9 protein-coding genes are annotated in these 21,715 nt (G+C 73.2%); 8 read left to right on the top strand and 1 reads right to left on the bottom strand.

Annotated features, from left to right (window positions below; genetic code table 11):
* The first annotated feature begins 30 nt into the window (after positions 1–30).
* The 4 genes from ADL03_RS24100 to ADL03_RS24085 all read left to right on the top strand — a co-directional run bounded on the left by ADL03_RS24100 (position 31) and on the right by ADL03_RS24085 (position 3,955).
* Entirely contained in the window at positions 31–390 is a 360-nt protein-coding gene (locus ADL03_RS24100) for a metalloregulator ArsR/SmtB family transcription factor (protein WP_053735809.1), read from the top strand.
* A gap of 618 nt (positions 391–1,008) precedes the next feature.
* Positions 1,009–2,073 (top strand): helix-turn-helix domain-containing protein, encoded by a 1,065-nt coding sequence (locus ADL03_RS24095; RefSeq protein WP_053735808.1) that lies wholly within the window; start codon positions 1,009–1,011, stop codon positions 2,071–2,073.
* Entirely contained in the window at positions 2,070–2,678 is a 609-nt protein-coding gene (locus ADL03_RS24090) for a hypothetical protein (RefSeq protein WP_053735807.1), read from the top strand. The genes ADL03_RS24095 and ADL03_RS24090 overlap by 4 nt, the downstream gene beginning before the upstream one ends.
* Positions 2,666–3,955: a PEP/pyruvate-binding domain-containing protein gene (locus tag ADL03_RS24085; RefSeq protein WP_053735806.1), complete on the top strand. Its 1,290-nt coding sequence runs from the start codon at positions 2,666–2,668 to the stop codon at positions 3,953–3,955. Before ADL03_RS24090 ends, ADL03_RS24085 begins: the two co-directional genes overlap by 13 nt.
* Positions 3,956–4,291: 336 nt before the next feature.
* Here ADL03_RS24085 and ADL03_RS24080 read toward each other — a convergent pair whose 3' ends face one another.
* Complete coding sequence (locus ADL03_RS24080) at positions 4,292–4,879, bottom strand: histidine phosphatase family protein (RefSeq protein ID WP_053735805.1); 588 nt, start codon at positions 4,877–4,879, stop codon at positions 4,292–4,294.
* Positions 4,880–5,132: 253 nt separating this feature from the next.
* Here ADL03_RS24080 and ADL03_RS24075 point away from each other — a divergent pair, with 253 nt between their 5' ends.
* From ADL03_RS24075 to ADL03_RS24060, 4 genes are all read left to right on the top strand, one after another.
* A complete protein-coding gene (locus ADL03_RS24075; RefSeq protein WP_053735804.1) occupies positions 5,133–5,510 on the top strand; it encodes an STAS domain-containing protein in 378 nt (125 codons plus the stop codon).
* 460 nt (positions 5,511–5,970) lie between these two features.
* Positions 5,971–6,174 (top strand): MbtH family NRPS accessory protein, encoded by a 204-nt coding sequence (locus ADL03_RS24070; protein WP_053735803.1) that lies wholly within the window; start codon positions 5,971–5,973, stop codon positions 6,172–6,174.
* A gap of 337 nt (positions 6,175–6,511) precedes the next feature.
* Complete coding sequence (locus tag ADL03_RS24065; RefSeq protein WP_063798687.1) at positions 6,512–7,855, top strand: serine hydrolase; 1,344 nt, start codon at positions 6,512–6,514, stop codon at positions 7,853–7,855.
* Positions 7,856–7,938: 83 nt separating this feature from the next.
* A complete protein-coding gene (locus ADL03_RS24060) occupies positions 7,939–21,711 on the top strand; it encodes a non-ribosomal peptide synthetase (protein WP_053735801.1) in 13,773 nt (4,590 codons plus the stop codon).
* The last annotated feature ends 4 nt before the right edge of the window (positions 21,712–21,715 follow it).

Genomic DNA, 21,715 nt, shown 5'->3' with positions numbered 1-21,715 from the left:
CTTCATGTGTTCACTGAGTAGGATGCTGTCATGGGTCACGGAGTCGAGGGCAGAGCCACACCGCCGGCGCAGCTGGACGCCGAGTCGGCGGCGACGGTGGCGGCCACCCTCCAGGCGCTGGCGACACCGAGCCGCCTGCGCATCCTGACCCGCCTGCGGCACGGCGCCTGCTCGGTCGGCGAGCTCGCGGAAGCCGTCGAGATGGAGCAGTCCGCGGTCTCCCACCAGCTCCGGCTGCTGCGCGCACTCGGCCTGGTCACCGGCACCCGCCAGGGCCGCAGCGTCGTCTACAGCCTGTACGACAACCACGTCGCGATGCTGCTCGACGAGGCCGTGTACCACATCGAGCACCTCGGCCTCGGCGTCACCGACATCGAGACGACCGCCTGACCACTCCGGCGCCTCAGCAGAGGTAGACGTCCACGACCAGCGCGGCGACCGCGGCGAGCGGTGCGGTCCCGTCAAGACCTGCAACCACGCGGCCACCTCGCCGCGACCGCTGCTGGCGCCGCATGGCGCCGCCACCTCCGCGCCGCCACCGGCCACCGTTCTGCGCCTGACACCGTGCTGCTGCGGGCGCCGTTGTCGTGCCCGCCTGTCGTGCCCGCCTGTCGTGCCCGCCTGTCGTGCCCGCCTGTCGTGCTCGCCTGTTGCGCTCGCCTGCTGCGCCTGCCCGCCGCCCATTGCGCCTGCTCGCCGCGTGATGCGCCTGCCCGCTGCGTGATGCGCCCGCCCGTCGCGCGATGCGGCCGCCCCGTGCCCGGCGCCCCAGGCTCGCGTCGCCACTCGCGCGACCGCCCGCTCCGCCCCGCGCCGTCTCGCGCGGGCGCTGCGACCCCCTGCCTTCCCGCGCTGCTGCGCCCACCGCCGCGCCTCCTGCGCCGACTCCGCAGGACCGGCGTCGTTCGATGCCACCGACGAGTGCTCAGCAACAAGTGCCCACCTCAAGGCATCTCGCGCGCTCGTGTAATCTGGATGTTCGCAACATCTGAACGACTGGGGGCGGCGATGGTTCGGCTGACTCGGGTGCAGCAGCAGGCGCGCACGCGTGCGTTGGTGCTGGCGGCGGCGAAGGAAGAGTTCGCCGAGCACGGTTTCGGGCCGGCGAAGGTCGACCGGATCGCCGAGCGCGCGGAGCTGACCCGCGGTGCGGTGTACTCGAACTTCCCGAGCAAGCGGGCGCTGTACCTGGCGGTGCTGATCGACCTGGTCGAGACGGCCGCGGTGCCGCCGGAGGGGTCGCCGCTGTCGAAGGTCGACGCGCTGGGGGTGTTCGCGCGGGTGTGGCTGGAGCGGCTTCCGCTGGTCGGGGACTCCGCGGCGGGTGGGCGGTTGCAGTTGCGGTCGTTGGACGGGGTGCTCGACGACGCGCACGGGGTGGTGCTGGCGCAGGTGGCGCGGCTGGAGGCGCTGTTGCTGGCCGTCGCGCTCGAACGGGGCGGGCCCGCGCGGCAGGTGCGGCTGGCCGAGTTGGTGCTGACGTTGCTGGACGGTGCGGTGCACCGGGCGGAGACGTCGCCGGGGTTCGGTGATCCGTTCGACGTGGCGCACGCGTGCCGGCACCTCGCGCAGATCGACCTCGCGGACGCCTGGGCGCCGCCGCACCTGCCGTACGTCGCCCCGGCGCGGACCTGCGCGGAGACCTGGAGCACGCCCGGCGGGCTCGTCGACCTGCTCGGCGGTGGACGGGGCGACCTCGCGGACGGGGTGGTCGTGGTGCTCGGGGCCGGGCGGCTCGGTGCGGCCGAGGAAGCGGTGCGGGCCGCCAAGGCGGGGGAGCAGGTTGTGCTGGTGGTCGTCACGAGTGATCCGGAGGAGACCGGGCGGCTCGTCCGGCTCCGGCTGAGCGATGTCGCGGGGTGTCTGCGGCGGGTGTTCGAAGCCGCGGCCTGGCAGGACCTGCGGGTGGTGCTGGACGAGGGTGCGGCGGTGGCGTCGGCGCTCGGGGTCGAGGATCCCGGTGATGGCACGGAGGCGGCGGTGCGGGTGCGGGACGGCGTGATCGTGAGCCGCGCGCAGGGGCTTGGTGCCGGACACGCGGTCGCGGCGCAGCGGAAGAAGGCGACGTCGTGAGCAACGAACTGTTGGTGCTGCACGCCTTGCGCTGTGTCGGGTCCACCGGCACCGCTCGCGTGGCGTCGTTCACGGGACTGTCCGAGTCCGATGTGGAGTCCGAGCTGATCGACCTGGCCGTCGCCGGCCTCGTCACGCACCACAAGGGTTTCGGCGGGTGGGCGTTGACGGACGCCGGAAAGGCGGCCGACGCCGAGCGGATAACGGCCGAGCTGGAACGCGGCGGTGCCCGGCCGGCGTTGAAGGAGGCGTTCGACGGGTTCCTCGTGCTCAACCCGGAGCTGCTCGACCTCTGCACGGCGTGGCAGATCCGGTCCGTCGACGGCGTCACGACCGTCAACGACCACGGCGACACCGCCTACGACGACCGCGTTCTCGGCTTGTTCGTGGACTTCCACGAACGTGCCCTCGTCGTCATCGCCGCGCTGGCCGCCGCGGTGCCCCGGTTCGGCCGTTACGAGGCACGGCTCGGCGAAGCACTGGCCCGTGCCCGGGCGGGGGAGCTGGAGTACGTGGCCGACAGCATCGCCTCGTTCCACACGGTCTGGGCCGAGCTGCACGAGGACCTCCTCGCGACACTGGGGATCCAGCGATGGGGTGGGTGAGGCGGCTCTCCGCCCGGCTCGACGAACCACCGGAGGTGGTGGGCGGCAAGGCCTACGGCCTGGTGGTGCTGCACCGGCTCGGGCTGCCGGTGCCCGCCGGGGTCGTCGTCACCGCGGAGGCGTGCCGGGCGTTCCTGCGCGACGGCCGCCTGCCGGACGGGCTGCGCGACGAGCTCGTGACGGCGGTGGCGGGACTGTCCGTGGTCTCGGTGCGTTCCGGGGCCGCCGTGTCGATGCCCGGCATGATGGACACCATCCTCAACGTGCGCCCCACACCGGACGCACTCGAAGACGCGCTGAAGTCCGTCTTCTCCTCGTGGGACACCCCCCGCGCGCGGACCTACCGCATGCTGCACGGCATCCCGCACGACCTGGGCACGGCCGTGGTCGTGCAGCAGATGGTGTTCGGCGACCGCGACGACCGCAGCGGGACCGGCGTCGCGTTCAGCCGCGATCCCAACACCGGCGCGAACGTGCCGTTCGGCGAGGTCCTCTTCGGACAGCAGGGCGACGCCGTCGTCTCCGGGCGGTCGCTGACCCTGCCGCTGCGGGAGCTGGAACGTGAACCCGAGGTGTGGCAAGGCCTTCGTGACGCGCTGAACCGGATCGAACGGCACTACCGCGACGCCTGCTACGTCGAGTTCACCTTCGAGTCGGGCGTGCTGTGGCTGCTGCAGGTGCGGCCGGGCCGGTTCACCGGGGCCGCCGCCGTCCGCCTCGCCACCGACCTGGCCGACGAGGGCGTCATCGACCGCCGCGAAGCCCTGCTGCGCGTCTCGCCCCAGCACCTCCGGCACGTCCGCACGCCCAGGATCGCGCCCGGTGTCGACGTCGTCGCAAGGGGGCTGGGCGTCTGCCCCGGTGTGGCGACCGGCCGGGTAGCGCTCACCGCGGACGAGGCGGTGCGCATGGCCGCGGCCGGGCCCGTCGTCCTGGTGCGGCCGGAGACGTCACCGGACGACATCCGCGGCCTCGCCGCCGCCACCGGCATCGTCACCGCGCGCGGCGGACCGGCCAGCCACGCCGCGGTCGTCGCGCGGTCGATGGGGAAACCCGGCGTCGTGGGGGTGGGTGACCGTTCGCTGAGCGCGGGCACGCTCGTCACCATCGACGGCACCAGCGGTGAGGTCGTCCTCGGTAAGCCCGAGGTCGTCACGGCAGCGGCCGACACCCACCTGCGCCGGTTGCTCGAATGGGCGGACGATGTGGCAGGGGAGCGCGGGGAACGCGACGAGGTCGAACGGCTCGCCGCAGCGCACGCCGTGCTCCGCCGGTAGGTCGCAGTCGGGCACGCGGTGCACCGCCGGGCACGCAGGGAGGGCGGTGCTCCGCCGGTAAGTCGCAGCGGGCACGCATTGCTTTGCCAGTAGGGCATAGCGGGGTCCGCTGGGCTCTCGTCGAACGCATGGCGGCGGCGCACCCTGTGCTTGCCGGCAGGGGCATAGCGGGGCAGGCCGGGCTCCGCCGAATGACTCGCGGCGGCGCTTACCGGGCTTCCGCTGAACGCCTGGCGGCGGTGCACGCGGTGCTCGGCCGGTAGGTCCGCGGCGGCCCACGGCGCGCTCCGCCGGTAGGTGGCGCCGGGCACGCGCCCGTGACCTACCGCCGGTAGGTCACGGGCGCGTGCCCGGCCCGAAGCCTGTCCAGCGCAGCTCCGCCGGGAGGTGGCTCATGTCGTTGTACAGCAGCAGGCTCGGCAACGTGCCGGACCAGTGCTGGATGACCGTCAACGCCGTGTTGCCGCAGCTCATCGCGAGCCACCGGGCGGGCGGTGCGCCGAGGGCGTCCCTGACCAGCCAGGCCACCTGGTAGGCGTGGGTGACCAGCACCTCGTGGACCTCGGTGTCGGCCGGGCGGGCGAAGCGGGCGGTCAACGCCTCCGCCACGCGTGCGCCGGCGGCGGCCTCCTCGGGGTCGTAGCCGTCGAAGAAGCCGGCCCACGCGGGTGGCACGTCGGTCGGTACGTGCGGCACGTGGTCGACCAGCTCGGGTGCCTCGCCCACGGCCGCGTCCGGCAGGTACTCGGCCAGGATCCGCGCGGTGCGTGCCGCACGAGGCAGAGGGGAGTGCCACACGGCGTCGACCGGCAGCTGGGCCAGGCGCCGGCCGAGCAGGTGGGCCTGACGTTCGCCTACGTCGGTCAGCTCGCCGAACGGGTCCGCCGCGCCGTGCCGCACCACGTACAGATGGCGTGTCGCCATGACCGGCCCCCAAAGTAAATGTCACCAAAATCTGGATGTTATCAACATGCGAGCGATCGCACACCGGCACCCGTTGCGGCAACAAATACACGGCCGGGCGGCGTGTGGCGGTTGGGCGAGCGAGAACCGCTGATCGGTGCGAGCGTGGACGATGCCGCGTGATCATCGCGGTGACGGGACCGGCAGCCGGCTTCGCGAAGGCCGGCCCGGCGGGCACGGGCGGTACGCGATGACGCATGGACTGAGCGATGGTGTGTCACACCTGAGCATCGAGACCGTCGACCACGACGGCGTCGTGGTCATGGCGCTGAACGGTGATGTCGACATCACCAACGTCGACCGGGCGCGCGCCGCGATCCAGGACCAGATGAACACCCACCCGATCGGCATCGTGCTGTACCTCGCCGTCGGGTTCTTCGCCTCCACGGGGCTGGCGATGCTGGGTGAGGCCAACCAGCGCGCCCGGCAGGCCGGCATCGGGTTCGCCGTCGTCGCGACCGGACGCGCGAGCCTGCGCTCGCTCACGGTCACCGGCCTGGGGCAGGTGCTCATGCTGCACGAGACCGTGCCGCACGCGGTCGAGGCGCTGCGGCAGGCGTCCGCGGTCGCACGGCCCGACCTCGCGCTCTGACGCCCGCGCGCCGGCCACCCGGTACCACCCGTCACGTCGAAAATGCGGGCAGTTGTGACGAGAAAGACATCGTCTCCTGTATTGTGTTAACAAGCCCGGATTCCGACCGCATAAGCAACCGTTATCCGGGCTGTCACAACGGCTAACGGGCGGCTACGAACACCCCTCCGGGCAGTGAGAACGGGGTGAAACGGGCCGGAGAGTCGCGAGTGACTCTCGGGTAACGGCCCGGTTCCCCCATCGGCGGCGGCTAAAACATATGGTTCGTTTATGCTGCTCGGGGATTCATGGGAATGCTCCCTTTGGCGGTGTATTCGGCAGTCGCGGAACGCCACTGTTGTCTGGTCTGCGGTGAGGGCTGGTTTGCGCGCGGAGTTTTTCTCCGCCGTGATCACCGGTCGCCCGATTCCGGTGAGCCCCGATCCGCACCTCATGTCCGAATGACGAGAAGGAGACAGCCGTGGCCGACGCCGCCTACCAGGTCCTGGTCAACGACGAGGAACAGCGCTCGTTGTGGCCGTTGGGCAAGGAGCTTCCCCAGGGGTGGCGCAGCGAGGGGAAAGAGGGGTCGCGGCAGGAGTGCATGGACTACGTGGACTCCGTGTGGACCGACATGCGGCCCCGCAGCCTGCGGGAACAGATGGCGGCGGACCAGAACGCCTGACCTGTGCCGCAGCCGGGCGACCGCCGGGCTCACCATGCGTGTTCAAACCTCGCATTCAGGTGAATGGTGTCCGGCGGACGTGCGACCGCTGAAAGTTAACAATATTTCGCATTGCGCGTCCGTTCACCTCCTGGGATCGAGATTCCGGGGCTGGCGAACTCCCGGCGAGTACTGGCAATGTGCGGCAATGTACATGTGCACCGGATGTGATTCCCGGCAACGTGGAATTGTGTGACAACGGCAGTTGGTGGGTACCACGGTTGTCGCGCGCTTTTGCGTCGTGCTAAACGTGCGTCACACGTCCGTGCAGAACAAATCGGAACGGGTAGGGGTGTTGATGAGAGAGGAAATGGTGGACCACTTACGTGCGGCACTCGAACGGGCGGCCACCGACAACGACGTACCAGGTGCTCAGCTCGTCATCTGGTCCGGCGGTGAGGCCCGCGAGTTCGAGTTCGGCGAAGAGCGGCACGGCACGGGTCGCGCGATGCGGCGTGACAGCAAAGTGCCGATCGGTTCCATCACCAAGACCTTCACCGCGACCCTGTTGATGGTCCTGGTGTCCGACGGCGACATCGACCTCGACGAGCCGGTCGTGGAGTACCTGCCCGACCTGCGGCAGGCGCTCGGGGAGAACGCGGACGTGCTCACCGCCCGTCACCTGCTCAGCCACACCGGCGGGCTGCACTCGGAGGTCACCGCCCCGCCCTCCGACGGCCCCGCGGCGCTGGCCGCTTCGGTGCGGGACGTCGTGCAGCCGCCGGGCGCCGGCTTCTCCTACTCCAACACCGGCTACGCCCTCATCGGCCGCCTGATCGAGGTGGCGACCGGCATGTCGTGGGAGGAAGCGGTCCGCACCATCCTGCTCAAGCCGCTCGACATCGACCTCGGGTTCATCGCGGGCACCGACGGCGACGACGGATCCGCCACGGCCAGCGGTCACACCGTCAACCACGCCCTGGGCCTGGTGCGGCCGGTCGAGCAGGAGCTGACCGAGGTCGAGGCGCCCGCGGGCGGTCTCGCCGCCAGCGCCGCCGACCTGGTCGAGCTCGCGCGGATGCACCTCGACGCCGGCCACGGCGGCATCGACCCCGGCCTGGTCACCCCCGAGCACCTCGCCGAGATGCGCCGCCCCGTGCCCGGCGCGGACCCGTTCGGTCTCGCCGACGGCTGGGGCCTGGGCCTCGCGCTCTTCCGCGGCAACGACACCGGCTGGCTCGGCCACGACGGCACCGCCGACGGCACCTCCTGCCACCTGCGGCTGAACCCCGAGACCGGCACGGTCGTCGCGCTGACCACCAACTCCGCCACCGGTGCCGCGCTCTGGCGCGACCTGCTGCCGGAGCTGCGGGCGGCGGGCATCGAGCTCGCCGACAGCGCCGCGACGATCAACACTGAGCCGCGCACGTCCATCCCGCGCGAGTGCACCGGCACGTACGTCAACGGCGACACCGCCTTCTCCGTGGTGGTCGAGGGCGACGAGCTGCACCTGGTCGTCGACGACGAACCGGCCGCGCGGCTCGCGGTGCACGACGGGTTCGTCTTCTCCGTCACCGAGCTGGCCAACGGCGCGACCGGGCACCCCGGCCGCTTCCTGCGCGACCCCCGCAGCGGCCGGATCGACCGGATCCAGATCGGCGGCCGGGTCGCCGGCCGGCAACGCGAGCGCGACGTGGCCTGAGGCCGCGCGACAGCCCCGCACACCTTTCCCTGCCCCTGGTACACCCGCGCCGTTGCAGCGCGCCCGAAAGAGGTTGGACGGCGATGACGCTCCCCGACACCGTGCCCGCCACCACGCCGGCCGGAGGTCCGTTCTGCCCCGCGCAGCGCGACACCGTGGTCGGTCTGTTCGCCGAGCAGGTCCGGCGCACCCCGGCCGCCGTGGCGGTGGTCGCCGACGACGGCGAGCTCACCTACGCGGAGCTCGACGCCCGCTCGGACCGGCTCGCCCGGCGGTTGCTGCGGCTGGGGGTCCGGCCCGAGCGGCCGGTCGGTGTGCTGCTGGAACGCTCGGCCGACCTCGTGGCCGGGCTGCTGGCCGTGCTCAAGGCCGGGGGCGCGTACGTGCCGCTCGACGCACGTGCACCTGAGCAGCGGATGGCCGCCATGCTCGCGGACGCCGGAGTGCCGGTGCTCCTGACCGACCACGTGTGGCGGGCGGTCGCGGAACGCGTGCACGGCGGCCACGTGGTGGTCGTGGGCGAGGAGTCCGCGGACGTCGAGGACGCGCCGGTTCCGGTGGTGCACCCGGACAACCTGGCTTACGTCGTGTTCACCTCGGGCTCCACCGGCGTGCCGAAGGGCGTGGCGGCCCGGCACCGCGACGTCGTCGACCTCGCCCGCGACGCGCGGTTCACGGGCGGCGCGCACGACCGGGTGCTGGTGCACTCGCCGGTGGCGTTCGACGCGTCGACCTACGAGCTGTGGGTGCCGCTGCTCAACGGCGGCAGCGTCGTGGTCGCCCCTCCCGGCGACGTGGACGGGCCGGTGCTGCGCAAGGCGATCACCGAGCACGGCGTGACCGGGATCTTCATGACCTCCGGCCTGTTCCGCGTGCTGGCGCAGGACGACCCGGCCTGCCTGACGGGGCTGCGCGAGGTGTGGACCGGCGGTGACGTGGTGCCCGCCGCGGCGGTGCGGCGGGTGCTCCAGGCGTGTCCTGGCACCGTCGTGGTGGACGTCTACGGCCCCACCGAGACGACCACGTTCGCCACCTGCCACCCCCTGCCCGACGTCGGCGCGGTGCCCGACGTCCTGCCCATCGGCACGGCGCTGGACGGCATGCGGCTGCACGTGCTGGACGACGACCTGAACCTGGTGCCCGACGGGGAGACCGGGGAGCTGTTCATCGCGGGCGCCGGTCTCGCCCGCGGCTACCTCAACCGCCCCGGCCTGACCGCGGACCGCTTCCTGGCCGACCCGTTCGGCGCGCCGGGGGAGCGGATGTACCGCACCGGCGACCTGGTGCGCTGGACCCCCGAGGGCACGATCGACTTCGTCGGCCGCGTCGACGACCAGGTCAAGATCCGCGGGTTCCGGGTGGAGACCGGCGAGGTCGAGGCCGTGCTGGCCGAGCACCCCGGTGTCGCGCAGGCCGCGGTGCTGGCGAAGGTCGACCAGGGCGGCGTCAAACGCCTCGTCGCCTACGTCGTCCCGGCCGGGGCCACGGCACCTTCCGGTGACGAGCTGCGTGACGTCGTCCTGCGTTCGCTGCCCGACTACATGGTGCCGTCGGCGTTCACGACGCTGGACCGCCTCCCGCTCAACTCCAACGGCAAGCTCGACCGCAAGGCGCTGCCCGAACCCGACTGGGGCCTCGACCGGCGCACCGAGCGCGTCGCACCGCGCACGCCCGCCGAGCAGGCCATCGCGCGGGCGTGGGCCGAGGTGCTCGGGGTCGCCCCTGACCAGGTCGGCGCGCAGGACGACTTCCTGTCGCTGGGCGGCGACTCGATCCAGGCCCTGCGGGTGGTGTCGCGGCTGCGCACGGCGCTGGACGTGCCGTTGTCCACCGGCGAGCTGATGGCCGCGGGAACCGTGGCCGGTCTCGCCGAGCTGCTCGCCGACCGCCTGCCCATCGAGGCGGGCGACCGGATCACCCCGGTGCCGCCCGGCAGCGCGCTGCCGCTGTCCCCGGCGCAGCACCGGCTGTGGTTGCAGCACCGGCTCGACCCCGCCGCCACCGACTACAACACCGGTGTCGGCCTGCGGTTGCGCGGCCCGCTCGACCTCGACGCCCTGCGGACCGCGCTGGACGCGCTGGTCGAACGGCACGAGGTCATGCGGACCACCTACGCGGAGGTCGACGGCCACGGCGTGCAGGTCGTCGCCGCACCCGCGCCCGTTCCGCTGCGCGTCGAGGACCTCTCCGGTGTCCGGGAAGCCGACCGGGACGACGCGCTCGACCGGCTGTGCGCGGAGGAGCTGACCACGCCGTTCGACCTGACCACCGGACCGCTGGCGCGCGCCGTGCTGGCCAGGCTGGCCGACGACGACCACGTGCTGCTGCTCGACCAGCACCACATCGCCACCGACGGCTGGTCGGTCCGGCTCCAGGTCGACGACCTGCTGGAGCTGTACCGCTCCGCCGTGCGAAGAACAACAACAACCGGCCTCCGGCCGCTCCCGATCCGCTACGGCGACTTCGCGGCGTGGCAGCGCCGCCGCCTGGACGACCCGGCCGTCGCCGGGGAGGTGGACCACTGGCGCCACGTCCTCGCCGGCCTCGAACCGCTCGACCTGCCCACCGACCGGCCCCGCCCTGCGCAGCGCACCACCGCGGGCGCCGTGCACCGCGAATCCCTGCCGGACCACCTGGTGCAGCGCCTGACCGAGCTCGGCCGCACCGGCGGCACCACCCTGTTCACCACCCTGGCGGCGGCCGTGCAGCTGCTGCTGGCCCGCTACACCGGCCGCAGCGACGTGGCCGTGGGCACCGCCTCCGCGGGCCGCGGCCGCCCGGAGCTGGACGACCTGGTCGGCTTCTTCGTCAACACTCTCGTGCTGCGGTCCACAGTGGACCCGGCCGTGCCGTTCGAGCGGTTCCTGGCCGACGTCAAGGACACCGTGCTCGACGCGTTCGCCCACGACGAGGTGCCGTTCGACCGGCTCGTCGACGAGCTGCGGCCCGACCGCGACCCGAGCCGCACACCGCTCGTGCAGGCGCTCGTCGTGCTGCAGCAGGAGATGGTGCGGCCGCAGGCGGTCGAGGAGCTGAGCGTCACCGAGCACCACCTGCCGCGCCCGCGGGCCCGGTTCGAGCTGCTGGTCGAGTTCTGGCCGCGGGACGGCTCGCTGGACCTGTCGCTGGAGTACAACACCGACCTGTGGGACGCCGCCACGATCGAGCGGATGGCCGGCCACCTGCGGGTCCTGCTGGAGTCCGTCGTCGCCGACCCCGCCCGGCCCGTGGGCGAGCTGGCACTGCTCGGGCCGACGGAACGCGACCGGGTCCTGCACGCGTTCAACGGCACCGGCCGGCACCGGCCCCCGACCACGATCACCGCCCTCTTCGCCGAGCAGGTCCGCCGCACGCCCGACGCCGAGGCCGTCGTCGCCGACGGCACGTCGCTGACCTACGCCGAGCTGGACGCCCGCGCCAACCGCCTGGCCCACCACCTGCTGCGCCACGGACTGCGCGCCGAGGAGCCGGTGGCCCTGCTGCTGAGCCGTTCGCTCGACCTCGTGGCCGCCGAGCTGGCGGTCGTCAAGGCGGGCGGGGCCTACGTGCCGCTCGACACCAGGGCGCCCGCCGAACGGCTGGCCGTGCTGCTGAAGGGCAGCGGCGCCGACGTCGTGCTGACCGACCAGACGTGGCTCGCGACCGCGCAGGAGATCTGCGACGGGCGCGTTGTCGTGCTGGGCACCGCGGACCTCACCGGGGAACCGGACACCGCGCCGGACGTGACCCCGCGCCCGGACCAGCTCGCCTACGTCATGCACACCTCGGGCTCCACCGGCGTGCCCAAGGGCGTCGCCGTGCGGCACCGCGACGTGACCGACCTCGCACGGGACCGGCGGTTCGAGGGCGGCGCGCACGACCGCGTCCTGCTGCACTCCGCGCCCGCGTTCGACGCCACCACCTACGAGCTCTGGGTGCCGCTGCTGAGCGGCGGCACCGTCGTGGTCGCCCCGGCCGGTGACCTGGACGCCGGCCGGATCCGCGACCTCGTCACCGGGCACGGCCTCACCGGCCTGTGGCTGACCGCCGGCCTGTTCCGGGTCATCGCGCAGGACGACCCCGACTGCCTGACCGGGCTGCGCGAGGTGTGGACCGGCGGCGACGTCGTGCCCGCGCCCGCGGTCCGCCGGGTGCTGCGCGCGTGCCCCGGCATCGCCGTGGTCAACGGCTACGGCCCCACCGAGACCACCACCTTCGCCACCTCGTACCGCATGGCTGACGCCGATGGCGTCGGGGACGTCGTGCCGATCGGCCGCCCGCTGGACGACATGCGGCTGCGCGTGCTCGACGAGAGCCTGTCGCCCACGCCGATCGGCGTGCCGGGTGAGCTGTACATCGCGGGCTCCGGCCTGGCGCGCGGCTACGCGGGCCAGCCGGGACTCACCGCGGCCCGGTTCGTCGCCGACCCGTTCGGAGCGCCGGGGGAGCGGATGTACCGCACCGGCGACCTCGTGCGCTGGCAGGCCGACGGCACCGTGGAGTTCGTCGGCCGCACCGACGACCAGGTCAAGATCCGCGGGTTCCGCGTCGAGCCGGGCGAGGTCGACACGGCGCTGTCCGCCCATCCCGCCGTGGCCCAGTCCGTCACGGTCGTGCGCACCGACGACACCGGCCGCAAGCGCCTGGTCGCCTATCTGACCACTGTGGACACCGCGCCCGAGGTGGCGCAGCTGCGGGAGTTCCTCGGCCGCGGGCTGCCGGACTACCTCGTGCCTTCCGCGTTCGTCGTCCTGGACTCCTTGCCGCTCAACGCGAGCGGGAAGGTCGACCGGCGCGCGCTGCCCGACCCGGTGTGGTCCGCCACCACCGCCACCAACGTCGCACCCGCCGACGGACCGGAGGCTGTGCTGGCCGGGATCTGGTCGCAGCTGCTCGGCGTCGAACGCGTGGGAGCGAGCGACAACTTCTTCGAGCTGGGCGGCGACTCCATCCTCAGCATCCAGGTGGTGTCACGGGCCCGCCAGGCAGGCCTCGCGCTCACCCCCGGCGACCTGTTCCGCCACCCCACCGTCGCGGCGCTCGCCGCCGCGGCGGCCGTCGCCGGACCCGCACAGGCCGACCAGGGCCGGGTGGCGGGCGACGTGCCGCTCACGCCGGTGCAGCGGTGGCTGTTCGCCACGAACCCCGAGCACCCCGAGCACTTCAACCAGTCCCTGACCGCGGAACTGGCCCACGACGTGGACACCGACGCACTGCGCCGGGCGCTGGCCGCGCTGGTGGAGCACCACGACGCGCTGAGGATGCGGTTCGAGCGCACCGGGTCCGGGTGGCGCCAGCACAACGCACCGGCCGAACAGGCCGAACTGCTGACCGCACACCGCACCGAGGGCTTCGACCTCGCGACCGGGCCGCTGCTGCGGGCCGTCCTGCAGCGCCCCGAGGGCGAGCACCCGGTGCTGTGCCTGACCGTCCACCACCTCGTCGTGGACGGCGTGTCGTGGCGCGTCCTGCTGGAGGACCTCGTCACGGCCTACGACCAGGCCGTGCGCGGCGAGCCCGTGGTACTGGCCGCCAAGACGACGTCGTTCCGGGACTGGGCGCACCGGCTCGCCCGGCACACCGCGCAGGGCGGGTTCGACGACGAACGCGTCCACTGGGCCGCGACCGCGCAAGCCGACCCGTCGCTGCCCGTCGACCACGACGGGCCCAACACCGCCGGGTCCACCCGTGCCGTGTCGGTCCGGCTCGACCGCGAGACCACCAGGGCGCTGCTGCAGGACGTGCCCGGCGCCTACCGCACGCAGGTCAACGACGTGCTCGTGAGCGCGCTGGGCCGGGTGCTGGCCGAGTGGACCGGCCGCCGGCGGGTGCCGGTGGACCTGGAGGGCCACGGCCGCGAGGACGTGCTCGACGGTGTCGACCTCTCCCGCACGGTCGGCTGGTTCACCTCGATCTTCCCCGTCGCACCGCACGTGCCCGACGGCGACTGGTCCGGTGACCACTGGGGCACGGTCCTCAAGTCGGTCAAGGAACAGCTGCGCGCCGTGCCCCGCAAGGGAATCGGCCACGGCGCCCTGCACGAGCCCGGCACCGGCGCCCCGCGGATCAGCCTCAACTACCTCGGCCGGCTCGACTGGTCGGCCGTGGAGGGCGGCGTGCTGCACGCCGTGCGCGGCAGCCTGGAGCTCGACAGCGCACCCGAGGCACCACGCCCGCACCTGCTCGACGTCGTCGGCGCGGTCGAGCACGGCTGCCTCGACCTCACCTGGTACTTCAGCGACCAGGTGCACGACGAGTCGACCGTTCACCGCCTGGCCGAGGCGATGGCCACGGCGTTGCGGGAGATCGTGGCGCACTGCGCCCAGCCCGGTTCCGGTGGCCGCACGCCGTCGGACTTCCCGCTGGCGGCCCTGGACCAGGCCGCGGTCGACCGCCTGATCGGCGACGGCCGCGACGTCGAGGACGTCTACCCGCTGACGCCCATGCAGGCCGGCATGGTCTTCCACGGCCTGGTCGACGGCGCGAGCTCCGGCGCGTACTTCAACCAGGTCCGCTTCCGGCTCTCCGGCGTGACCGACCCGCGCGTGCTGGGCGAGGCCTGGCAACGGGTCGTGGACCGCAACGCCGTGCTGCGCAGCGAGGTGGTGTGGGACGGGCTCGCGGAACCGCTGCAGCTGGTGCGCCCGCACGTCACCCTCCCGATCACCCACCTCGACTGGAGCGGCCTCGACGAACAGGGCCGCGACGAACAGCTGAGCGCTCTGCTCGACAGCGACCGCGCCGCCGGACTCGACCTGGCCACGGCGCCGCTGATGCGCGTGGCACTCGCCCGGCTGTCCGGCGACGAGGTGCTGGTGCTGTGGACGTTCCACCACGTGCTGCTCGACGGGTGGAGCGCGGCCCAGCTGTTCACCGAGGTCTGCGAGCACCACGCGGCCATCACCCGCAGCACGTCCGGGCCCACCGCGGCCCGCCCGCCGTTCCGCGAGTACCTGCACTGGCTGGACCGGCAGGACGGCGCGCAGGCCGAGCGGTACTGGCGGCAGGTGCTCGACGGCTTCGGCGAGACCACCCCGCTGCCCTTCGACCACCGCCCGGTCGACGCGCACCGGGCGCAGTCCGGCGGCACCGTCCGCCTCGAACTGACCGAGCAGAGCACCGAACGGCTGCGGGAAGTGGCCCAGCGCAACGGCCTCACGGTGAACACCGTGGTGCAGGGCGCCTGGGCGGTGCTGCTGGCCCGCTACGCCGGCACGTCCGACGTCGTGTTCGGCACCACCGTCTCCGGCCGGCCCGCGGACCTGCCCGGCGTCGAGTCGACGGTCGGCATGTTCATCAACACCGTGCCCACCCGTGTCGCCGTCGACCGCGGCCGCGACCAGCTGTCGTGGCTGCGGGAGCTGCAGGCCGACCAGGCAGAGGCGCGGCGCTTCGAGCACGTGCCACTGGCCCGGCTGCGCGGGTGGAGCGCGCTGCCCGGCGGTGCGAACCTGTTCGACAGCATCCTCGTGTTCGAGAACTACCCGTTCGACGAGGACGCCATGGCCGCGCACGGCCTGCGGCTGTACGACGTGCACGCGCACGAACCCACCAACTACGCGCTCACCGTCGTGGTGTCACCCGGCCCGCGCCTGGTCATCGAGCTCGACCACGACCCGGCCCTGTTCGAGGAGCCCACGGTGCACCGGCTCGGCCGGCACCTGCGGATGCTGCTGGACGACGTGCTGGCGGACCCCGCCCGGCCGCTGGGCGACCTGCGGCTGCTCGACGACACCGAGCGCGAGCAGGTGCTGGTGGAGTGGAACCCCACCGGCCGGGACTTCCCGGTGGGCACGCTGCCGGAGCTGTTCGCCGAGCAGGCCGCGCGCACACCGGACGCCGTCGCCGTCACGTGCGACGGCGAGCACCTCACCTACGCCGAGCTGGACGCCCGCGCCAACCGGCTGGCGCACGCGCTGGCCGAGCGCGGCGCCGGGCCCGAGCGGTACGTCGCGCTGCGGCTGCCCCGCTCCACCGACCTGGTCGTGGCGGTGCTGGGCGTCCTCAAGTCCGGCGCTGCCTACCTGCCGATCGACCCGTCCTACCCGGAGGACCGGATCGCGGGCATGGTCGAGGACACCCGGCCGGTGGCCGTGCTGACCGAGCTGCCCGACCTGTCCGACCGGCCGACCACCGCCCCGGACGTCGTGCTGCGGCCGGAGAACCCGGCCTACGTCATCTACACCTCCGGCTCCACCGGCAAGCCCAAGGGCGTCGTCGTGCCGCACGCCAACGTGGCCCGGCTGTTCTCGGCCACCGACGCCTGGTTCGGGTTCGGTGCCGACGACGTGTGGACGTTGTTCCACAGCTACGCCTTCGACTTCTCCGTGTGGGAGCTGTGGGGCCCGCTGCTGCACGGCGGGCGGCTCGTGGTCGTCCCCTACGAGATCTCGCGGTCGCCGGGCGAGTTCGCGGCGCTGCTGGCGCGCGAACGGGTCACGGTGCTCAACCAGACACCGTCGGCGTTCTACCAGCTCATCGCCGAACAGCCGCAGGACCTCTGCCTGCGCTACGTCGTCTTCGGCGGTGAAGCGCTGGACGTGCGCAAGCTCGCGGCCTGGACCGGTCCCGGCGAGCTGATCAACATGTACGGCATCACCGAGACCACCGTGCACGTCACGTGGACACCCGCCGACGGCACCGTCGGCGAACCCATCCCGGACCTGCGCGTGTACGTCCTCGACGAGGACCTGCGGCCCGTGCCGCCCGGTGTCGTCGGCGAGATGCACGTCGCCGGGGCCGGCCTGGCGCGCGGCTACCTCAACCGGCCCGGCCTGACCGCGTCCCGGTTCGTCGCCGACCCGTTCGGCGAGCCCGGCTCGCGCATGTACCGCACCGGTGACCTGGCCCGCTGGAAGGACGGCCGGCTCGACTACCTCGGCCGCGCCGACCACCAGGTCAAGATCCGCGGCTTCCGCATCGAGCTCGGTGAGATCGAGGCCGCGCTCGAAGCGCACGACGACGTGGCCGCCGCGGTCGCCGACGTCCGCGAGCACGCCGGGCGCAAGGTGATCGTCGGCTACCTCGTCCCGCTCGACGGTCGCACGGTCAGCGACCCGCGCGGCTTCCTGGCCAGGACGCTGCCCGAGCACATGGTGCCCTCGGCGTTCGTGCAGCTGGAGCGGTTCCCGTTGACCGGCAACGGAAAGCTCGACCGCAAGGCGCTGCTCGCGCCCGAGTGGGAGCCGGCCACCGCCGAGCACGTCGCACCGCGGACCGAAGCCGAGCAGGTGCTGGCGGAGATCTGGGCGCAGGTGCTCGGGATCGAACGGGTCGGCGTGCACGACGACTTCTTCGAGCTCGGCGGCGACTCGATCATCAGCATCCAGGTCGTGTCACGGGCCCGGCAGGCCGGATACCGCCTGTCGCCGCGGGACCTGTTCACCTGTCCCACGGTGGCAGCGCTCGCGGCGGCCGTGCCCGCCACCGCCGTCGAGGCGGCCGTGCCGCAGGAACCGGTGACCGGCGAGGTCCCGCTCACGCCGATCCAGCGCTGGTTCCTCGACACCGCACCGCCCCGGCCCGAGCACTTCGACCAGTCCGTGGTCGTCGAGTTCGCCGACGAGCCCGATGTCGACGCCCTGCGGCGGGCGCTGACGGCGTTGGTGGAGCACCACGACGCGCTGCGGATGCGGTTCGAGCGCACGCCGTCCGGGTGGCGCGAGCACAACGCGCCGGTCGAGCCGGTGGACGTGCTGTCGGTGCACGGACTGTCCGAAGAGGACGACGAGGCGCTGGCGGCGGTGACCGGCGAGGCGCACCGCGGGTTCGACCTGGCTCGCGGACCGTTGCTGCGGGCGGCTTTGCTCACGTCCCGCCGGCTGCTGGTCGCCGTGCACCACCTGGTCGTGGACGGCGTGTCCTGGCGGGTGCTGCTGGAGGACCTGGAGACCGCCTACCTGCGGGCGACGCGCGGCGAGGACATCGTCCTCGGAGCCAAGACCACGTCGTTCCGCGAGTGGGCGCAGCGGCTGGCCGAGTACACCGGGGCCGGTGGGTTCGACGACGAGGCCGGCCACTGGGCCGGTGTGACCGGCGACCCCGCCGTGCCCGTGGACCGTCCCGGCACCGGCACGACCGGGTCGGTGCGCGGCGTCACCGCCGAGCTGGACGCCGACCTGACCAGGGCACTGCTGCAGGACGTGCCCGCCGTGTACCGCACGCAGGTCAACGACGTGCTGCTCAGCGCGCTGGGCCGGGTGCTGGCCGGGTGGACCGGCCGGGACCGGGTCCTGGTGGACCTGGAGGGCCACGGCCGCGACGGTGACTTCCTCGACGGCATCGACCTGTCCCGCACGGTCGGCTGGTTCACCTCGGTGTTCCCGGTGGCGCTCGACGTGCCGGCGGGGGACTGGGGCGACGTGCTCAAGGCGACCAAGGAACGGCTGCGCGCGGTACCCCGGCGCGGTATCGGCCACGGCGCGCGGTACGGCGGGGTGCAGCCCTCCGTCGCGTTCAACTACCTCGGGCAGTTCGACGGCACGGCGGGCGGCACGGCGTTCCGCACGGTCGGCGGCCTGTCCGCTGATGCCGCACCGGACACGCCCCGGCCCCACCTGCTCGACGTCGTCGGCGCGGTGGAGGACAAGCGGCTCAAGCTCACCTGGTACTTCAGCGACGAGGTGCACGACGAGTCGACCGTTCAGCGCCTGGCCGAGGCGATGTCCGCGGCGCTGCGGGAGATCGTGGCGCACTGCGCCCAGCCCGGCGCGGGCGGCCGGACGCCGTCGGACTTCCCGTTGGCGGGCCTGGACCAGGCCGCGGTCGACCGGCTGGCCGGCGACGGCCGCGACGTCGAGGACGTCTACCCGCTGACGCCGATGCAGGCGGGCATGGTGTTCCACAGCCTGTCCCACGGCCACGAAGGCCTCTACACCGAGCGGATCTCGTTCGTCCTCGACGGCGTCACCGACATCGACGCGCTGGCCCGCGCGTGGCGTGAGGTCGTCGCACGGACGCCGATCCTGCGCAGCCGCGTCGTGTGGGAGGGCGTCGACCGGCCGGTGCAGGTGGTGTGCCGCGACGTCGACGTGCCGATCGGCGAGACGGACGTCGAAGGCGAGCTCGACCTCGGCACCGCGCCGCTGATGCGGCTGGTGCTGACCCGCGAGTCCGCGACGGCCGTGCGCGTCGGGTGGACGTTCCACCACGTGCTGCTCGACGGGTGGAGCACGTTCCAGGTGCTGACCGACGTCTTCACCTGCTACGCCGCGTTCAGCGCGGGCCGCGAACCCGACCTGCCCGCACGGCGGCCGTTCGGCGACTACCTGCGCTGGCTGTCCACACAGGACCCGAGGGAGGCCGAGGAGCACTGGCGGCGGGTGCTGGGCGGGTTCGACGCCCCGACACCGCTGCCGCTCGACCGGACCGCCGCACCCGGCCACGCCACCCGCTCCGCCGAGTGGGCCACGGTCACGCTGCCCGGTGACGGGCTGCGGGAGTTCGCCCAGCGCAACGGGTTGACGCTCAACGCCGTCGTGCAGGGCGCGTGGGCGCTGCTGCTGTCGCGCTACAGCGGGCAGGACGACGTGTGCTTCGGCTCGACGGTGTCCGGCCGCCCGGCCGACCTGCCCGGTGCCGACGCCATCACCGGCATGTTCATCAACACCCTGCCCGTGCGCACGCGGGTCGTGCCGGACGAGCCGGTCGCACAGTGGCTGCGGCGGCTGCAGGCCGACCAGGCAGAGGCACGGCGGTTCGAGCACGTGGCGCTCGCGGACCTCCAGGCGTACAGCGATGTTCCGGGCGGGGTCGACCTGTTCGGCAGCATCGTGGTGTTCGAGAACTACCCGATCGACGAGGCCGCGACCCACGGCGTCGTGCTGCGCGACCTGGACGCCGTGGAGACGACCAACTTCCCGCTCAGCCTCGGTGTCCGTCCCGGCGCGGAGCTGGAGTTCCGGCTCAGCTACGACCCGGCCCTGTTCGACCCCGGCACGGTCGAGCGGATCGGCGGGCACCTGAGCGCGGTCCTGCACGGCCTCACCGCCGACCCCGGTCGTGCGGTGGGCGAGGTCGACCTCCTCGACGACGCCGAACGGCGGCTCGTCCTGCCCGAGCGCGTTGAACGCGGCCTGCCCGAGGCGACGGTGGCCGAGCTGTTCGCCACCCAGGCGGACCGGACGCCCGACGCGACCGCCGTCGTCGCGGACGGCACGTCGCTCACCTACGCCGAGCTGGACGTGCGCGCGAACCGGTTGGCGCACCGGCTGATCGCGCTGGGCGTGCGTGCCGAGGACCGGGTCGGACTGCTCTTGCGCCGCTCGGCCGACGTGGTGGTCGCGGTGCTCGCCGTGCTCAAGGCGGGCGGCGCGTACCTGCCGCTGGACGGCCGCGCGCCGGTCGAGCGGCTGCGGCTGGTGCTGGAGCAGGCCGGGGCCGGCGTGCTGCTCACCGACGCCGCCTGGGAGGCCACCGCCCGCGAGGCCCACGGTGGTGACGTCGTCCTGCTGGACGGTGCGAGCTCGGACGGCTCGCGGGAACGGCCCGAGGTGGCCGGGCACGCCGACGGTCTCGCGTACGTCGAGTTCACCTCCGGCTCCACCGGCACGCCGAAGGGCGTGGCGGTGCGGCACCGGGACGTGGTGGCGCTGGCGCTCGACTCCCGGTTCGACGGCCCGGCCCACCGCACCGTGCTGGTGCACTCGCCGCTGGCGTTCGACGCGTCCACCTACGAGCTGTGGGTGCCGCTGCTGCGGGGCGGCCGGGTGGTCGTCGCGCCACCGCAGGACCTCGACGCCGCCGCGCTGCGCGAGGTGATCACCGCGCACGGCGTGACCGCGCTCTGGCTGACCGCTGGCCTGTTCCGCGTGCTGGCCCAGGACTCGCCGGACTGCCTGGCGGGCGTGAGCGAGGTGTGGACCGGCGGCGACGTCGTGCCCGCGACCGCGGTCCGCCGGGTCATGGCGGCCTGCCCCGGCCTGGTCGTGGTCGACGGCTACGGACCGACCGAGACCACGACGTTCGCCACCGCCCACCGGATGACCGGCCAGAGCCAGGTGCCGGACACCGTGCCCATCGGCTCGCCGCTGGACGGCATGTCCGCTTACGTGCTGGACGACCGGCTGCGGCCGGTGCCGGTCGGCGTGCCCGGCGAGCTGTACCTCGCCGGTGCCGGCCTGGCCCGCGGCTACCTAGACCGGCCGGGGCTGACCGCCTCCCGGTTCGTGGCCTGCCCGTTCGGCACGCCGGGGGAGCGGATGTACCGCACCGGCGACGTCGTGCGGTGGCTGCAGGGTGGCGTGCTGGAGTTCGCCGGCCGCGCCGACGACCAGGTGAAGCTGCGCGGGTTCCGCATCGAGCTCGGCGAGGTCGAGGCGGTCCTGGCCCGGCACCCGGACGTGGGCGGCCTGGTCGTGGTCGTCCGCGAGGACGCGCAAGGCGGCAAGCAGCTCGTGGCCTACGTGGTGCCCGCCGACCCCGGTCGCGAACCGGACCCTGCGGAGCTGGCCGCGTTCGCCGGGCGGACCCTGCCCGACTACATGGTGCCCTCGGTGTTCGTCGTGCTCGACGCGCTTCCGTTGAGCGCCAACGGGAAGGTCGACCGCAACGCGCTGCCCGCACCCGCGGCCCCCGCCTCCACCGCCACGTACGTGGCGCCCCGCACCGACACCGAAGAGGTGATGGCCGGGATCTGGGCGGAGGCACTGGGCGTGGACCGCGTCGGCGCCGAGGACGACTTCATCGCACTCGGCGGCGACTCCATGCGCAGCCTGCTCGTCACCTCACGCTGCCGCGCCGCGTTCGACGTTCCCCTGACACCGCACGACGTCCTCACCGCCCGCACGGTCACCGAACTGTCGCGGCTGGTCGAGGAGAAGATCCTGATCGAGCTCGAACGAGTCGCCTTCGATGACGGCGCCACCCCGGACCTGTGAGGAG

This window comes from Nocardia sp. NRRL S-836 (assembly GCF_001279525.1).
Taxonomy (GTDB): Bacteria; Actinomycetota; Actinomycetes; order Mycobacteriales; family Pseudonocardiaceae; genus Lentzea.
The sequence above is the reverse complement of the archived record's forward strand: the minus strand, read 5'-3'. Positions and strand labels throughout refer to the sequence as shown.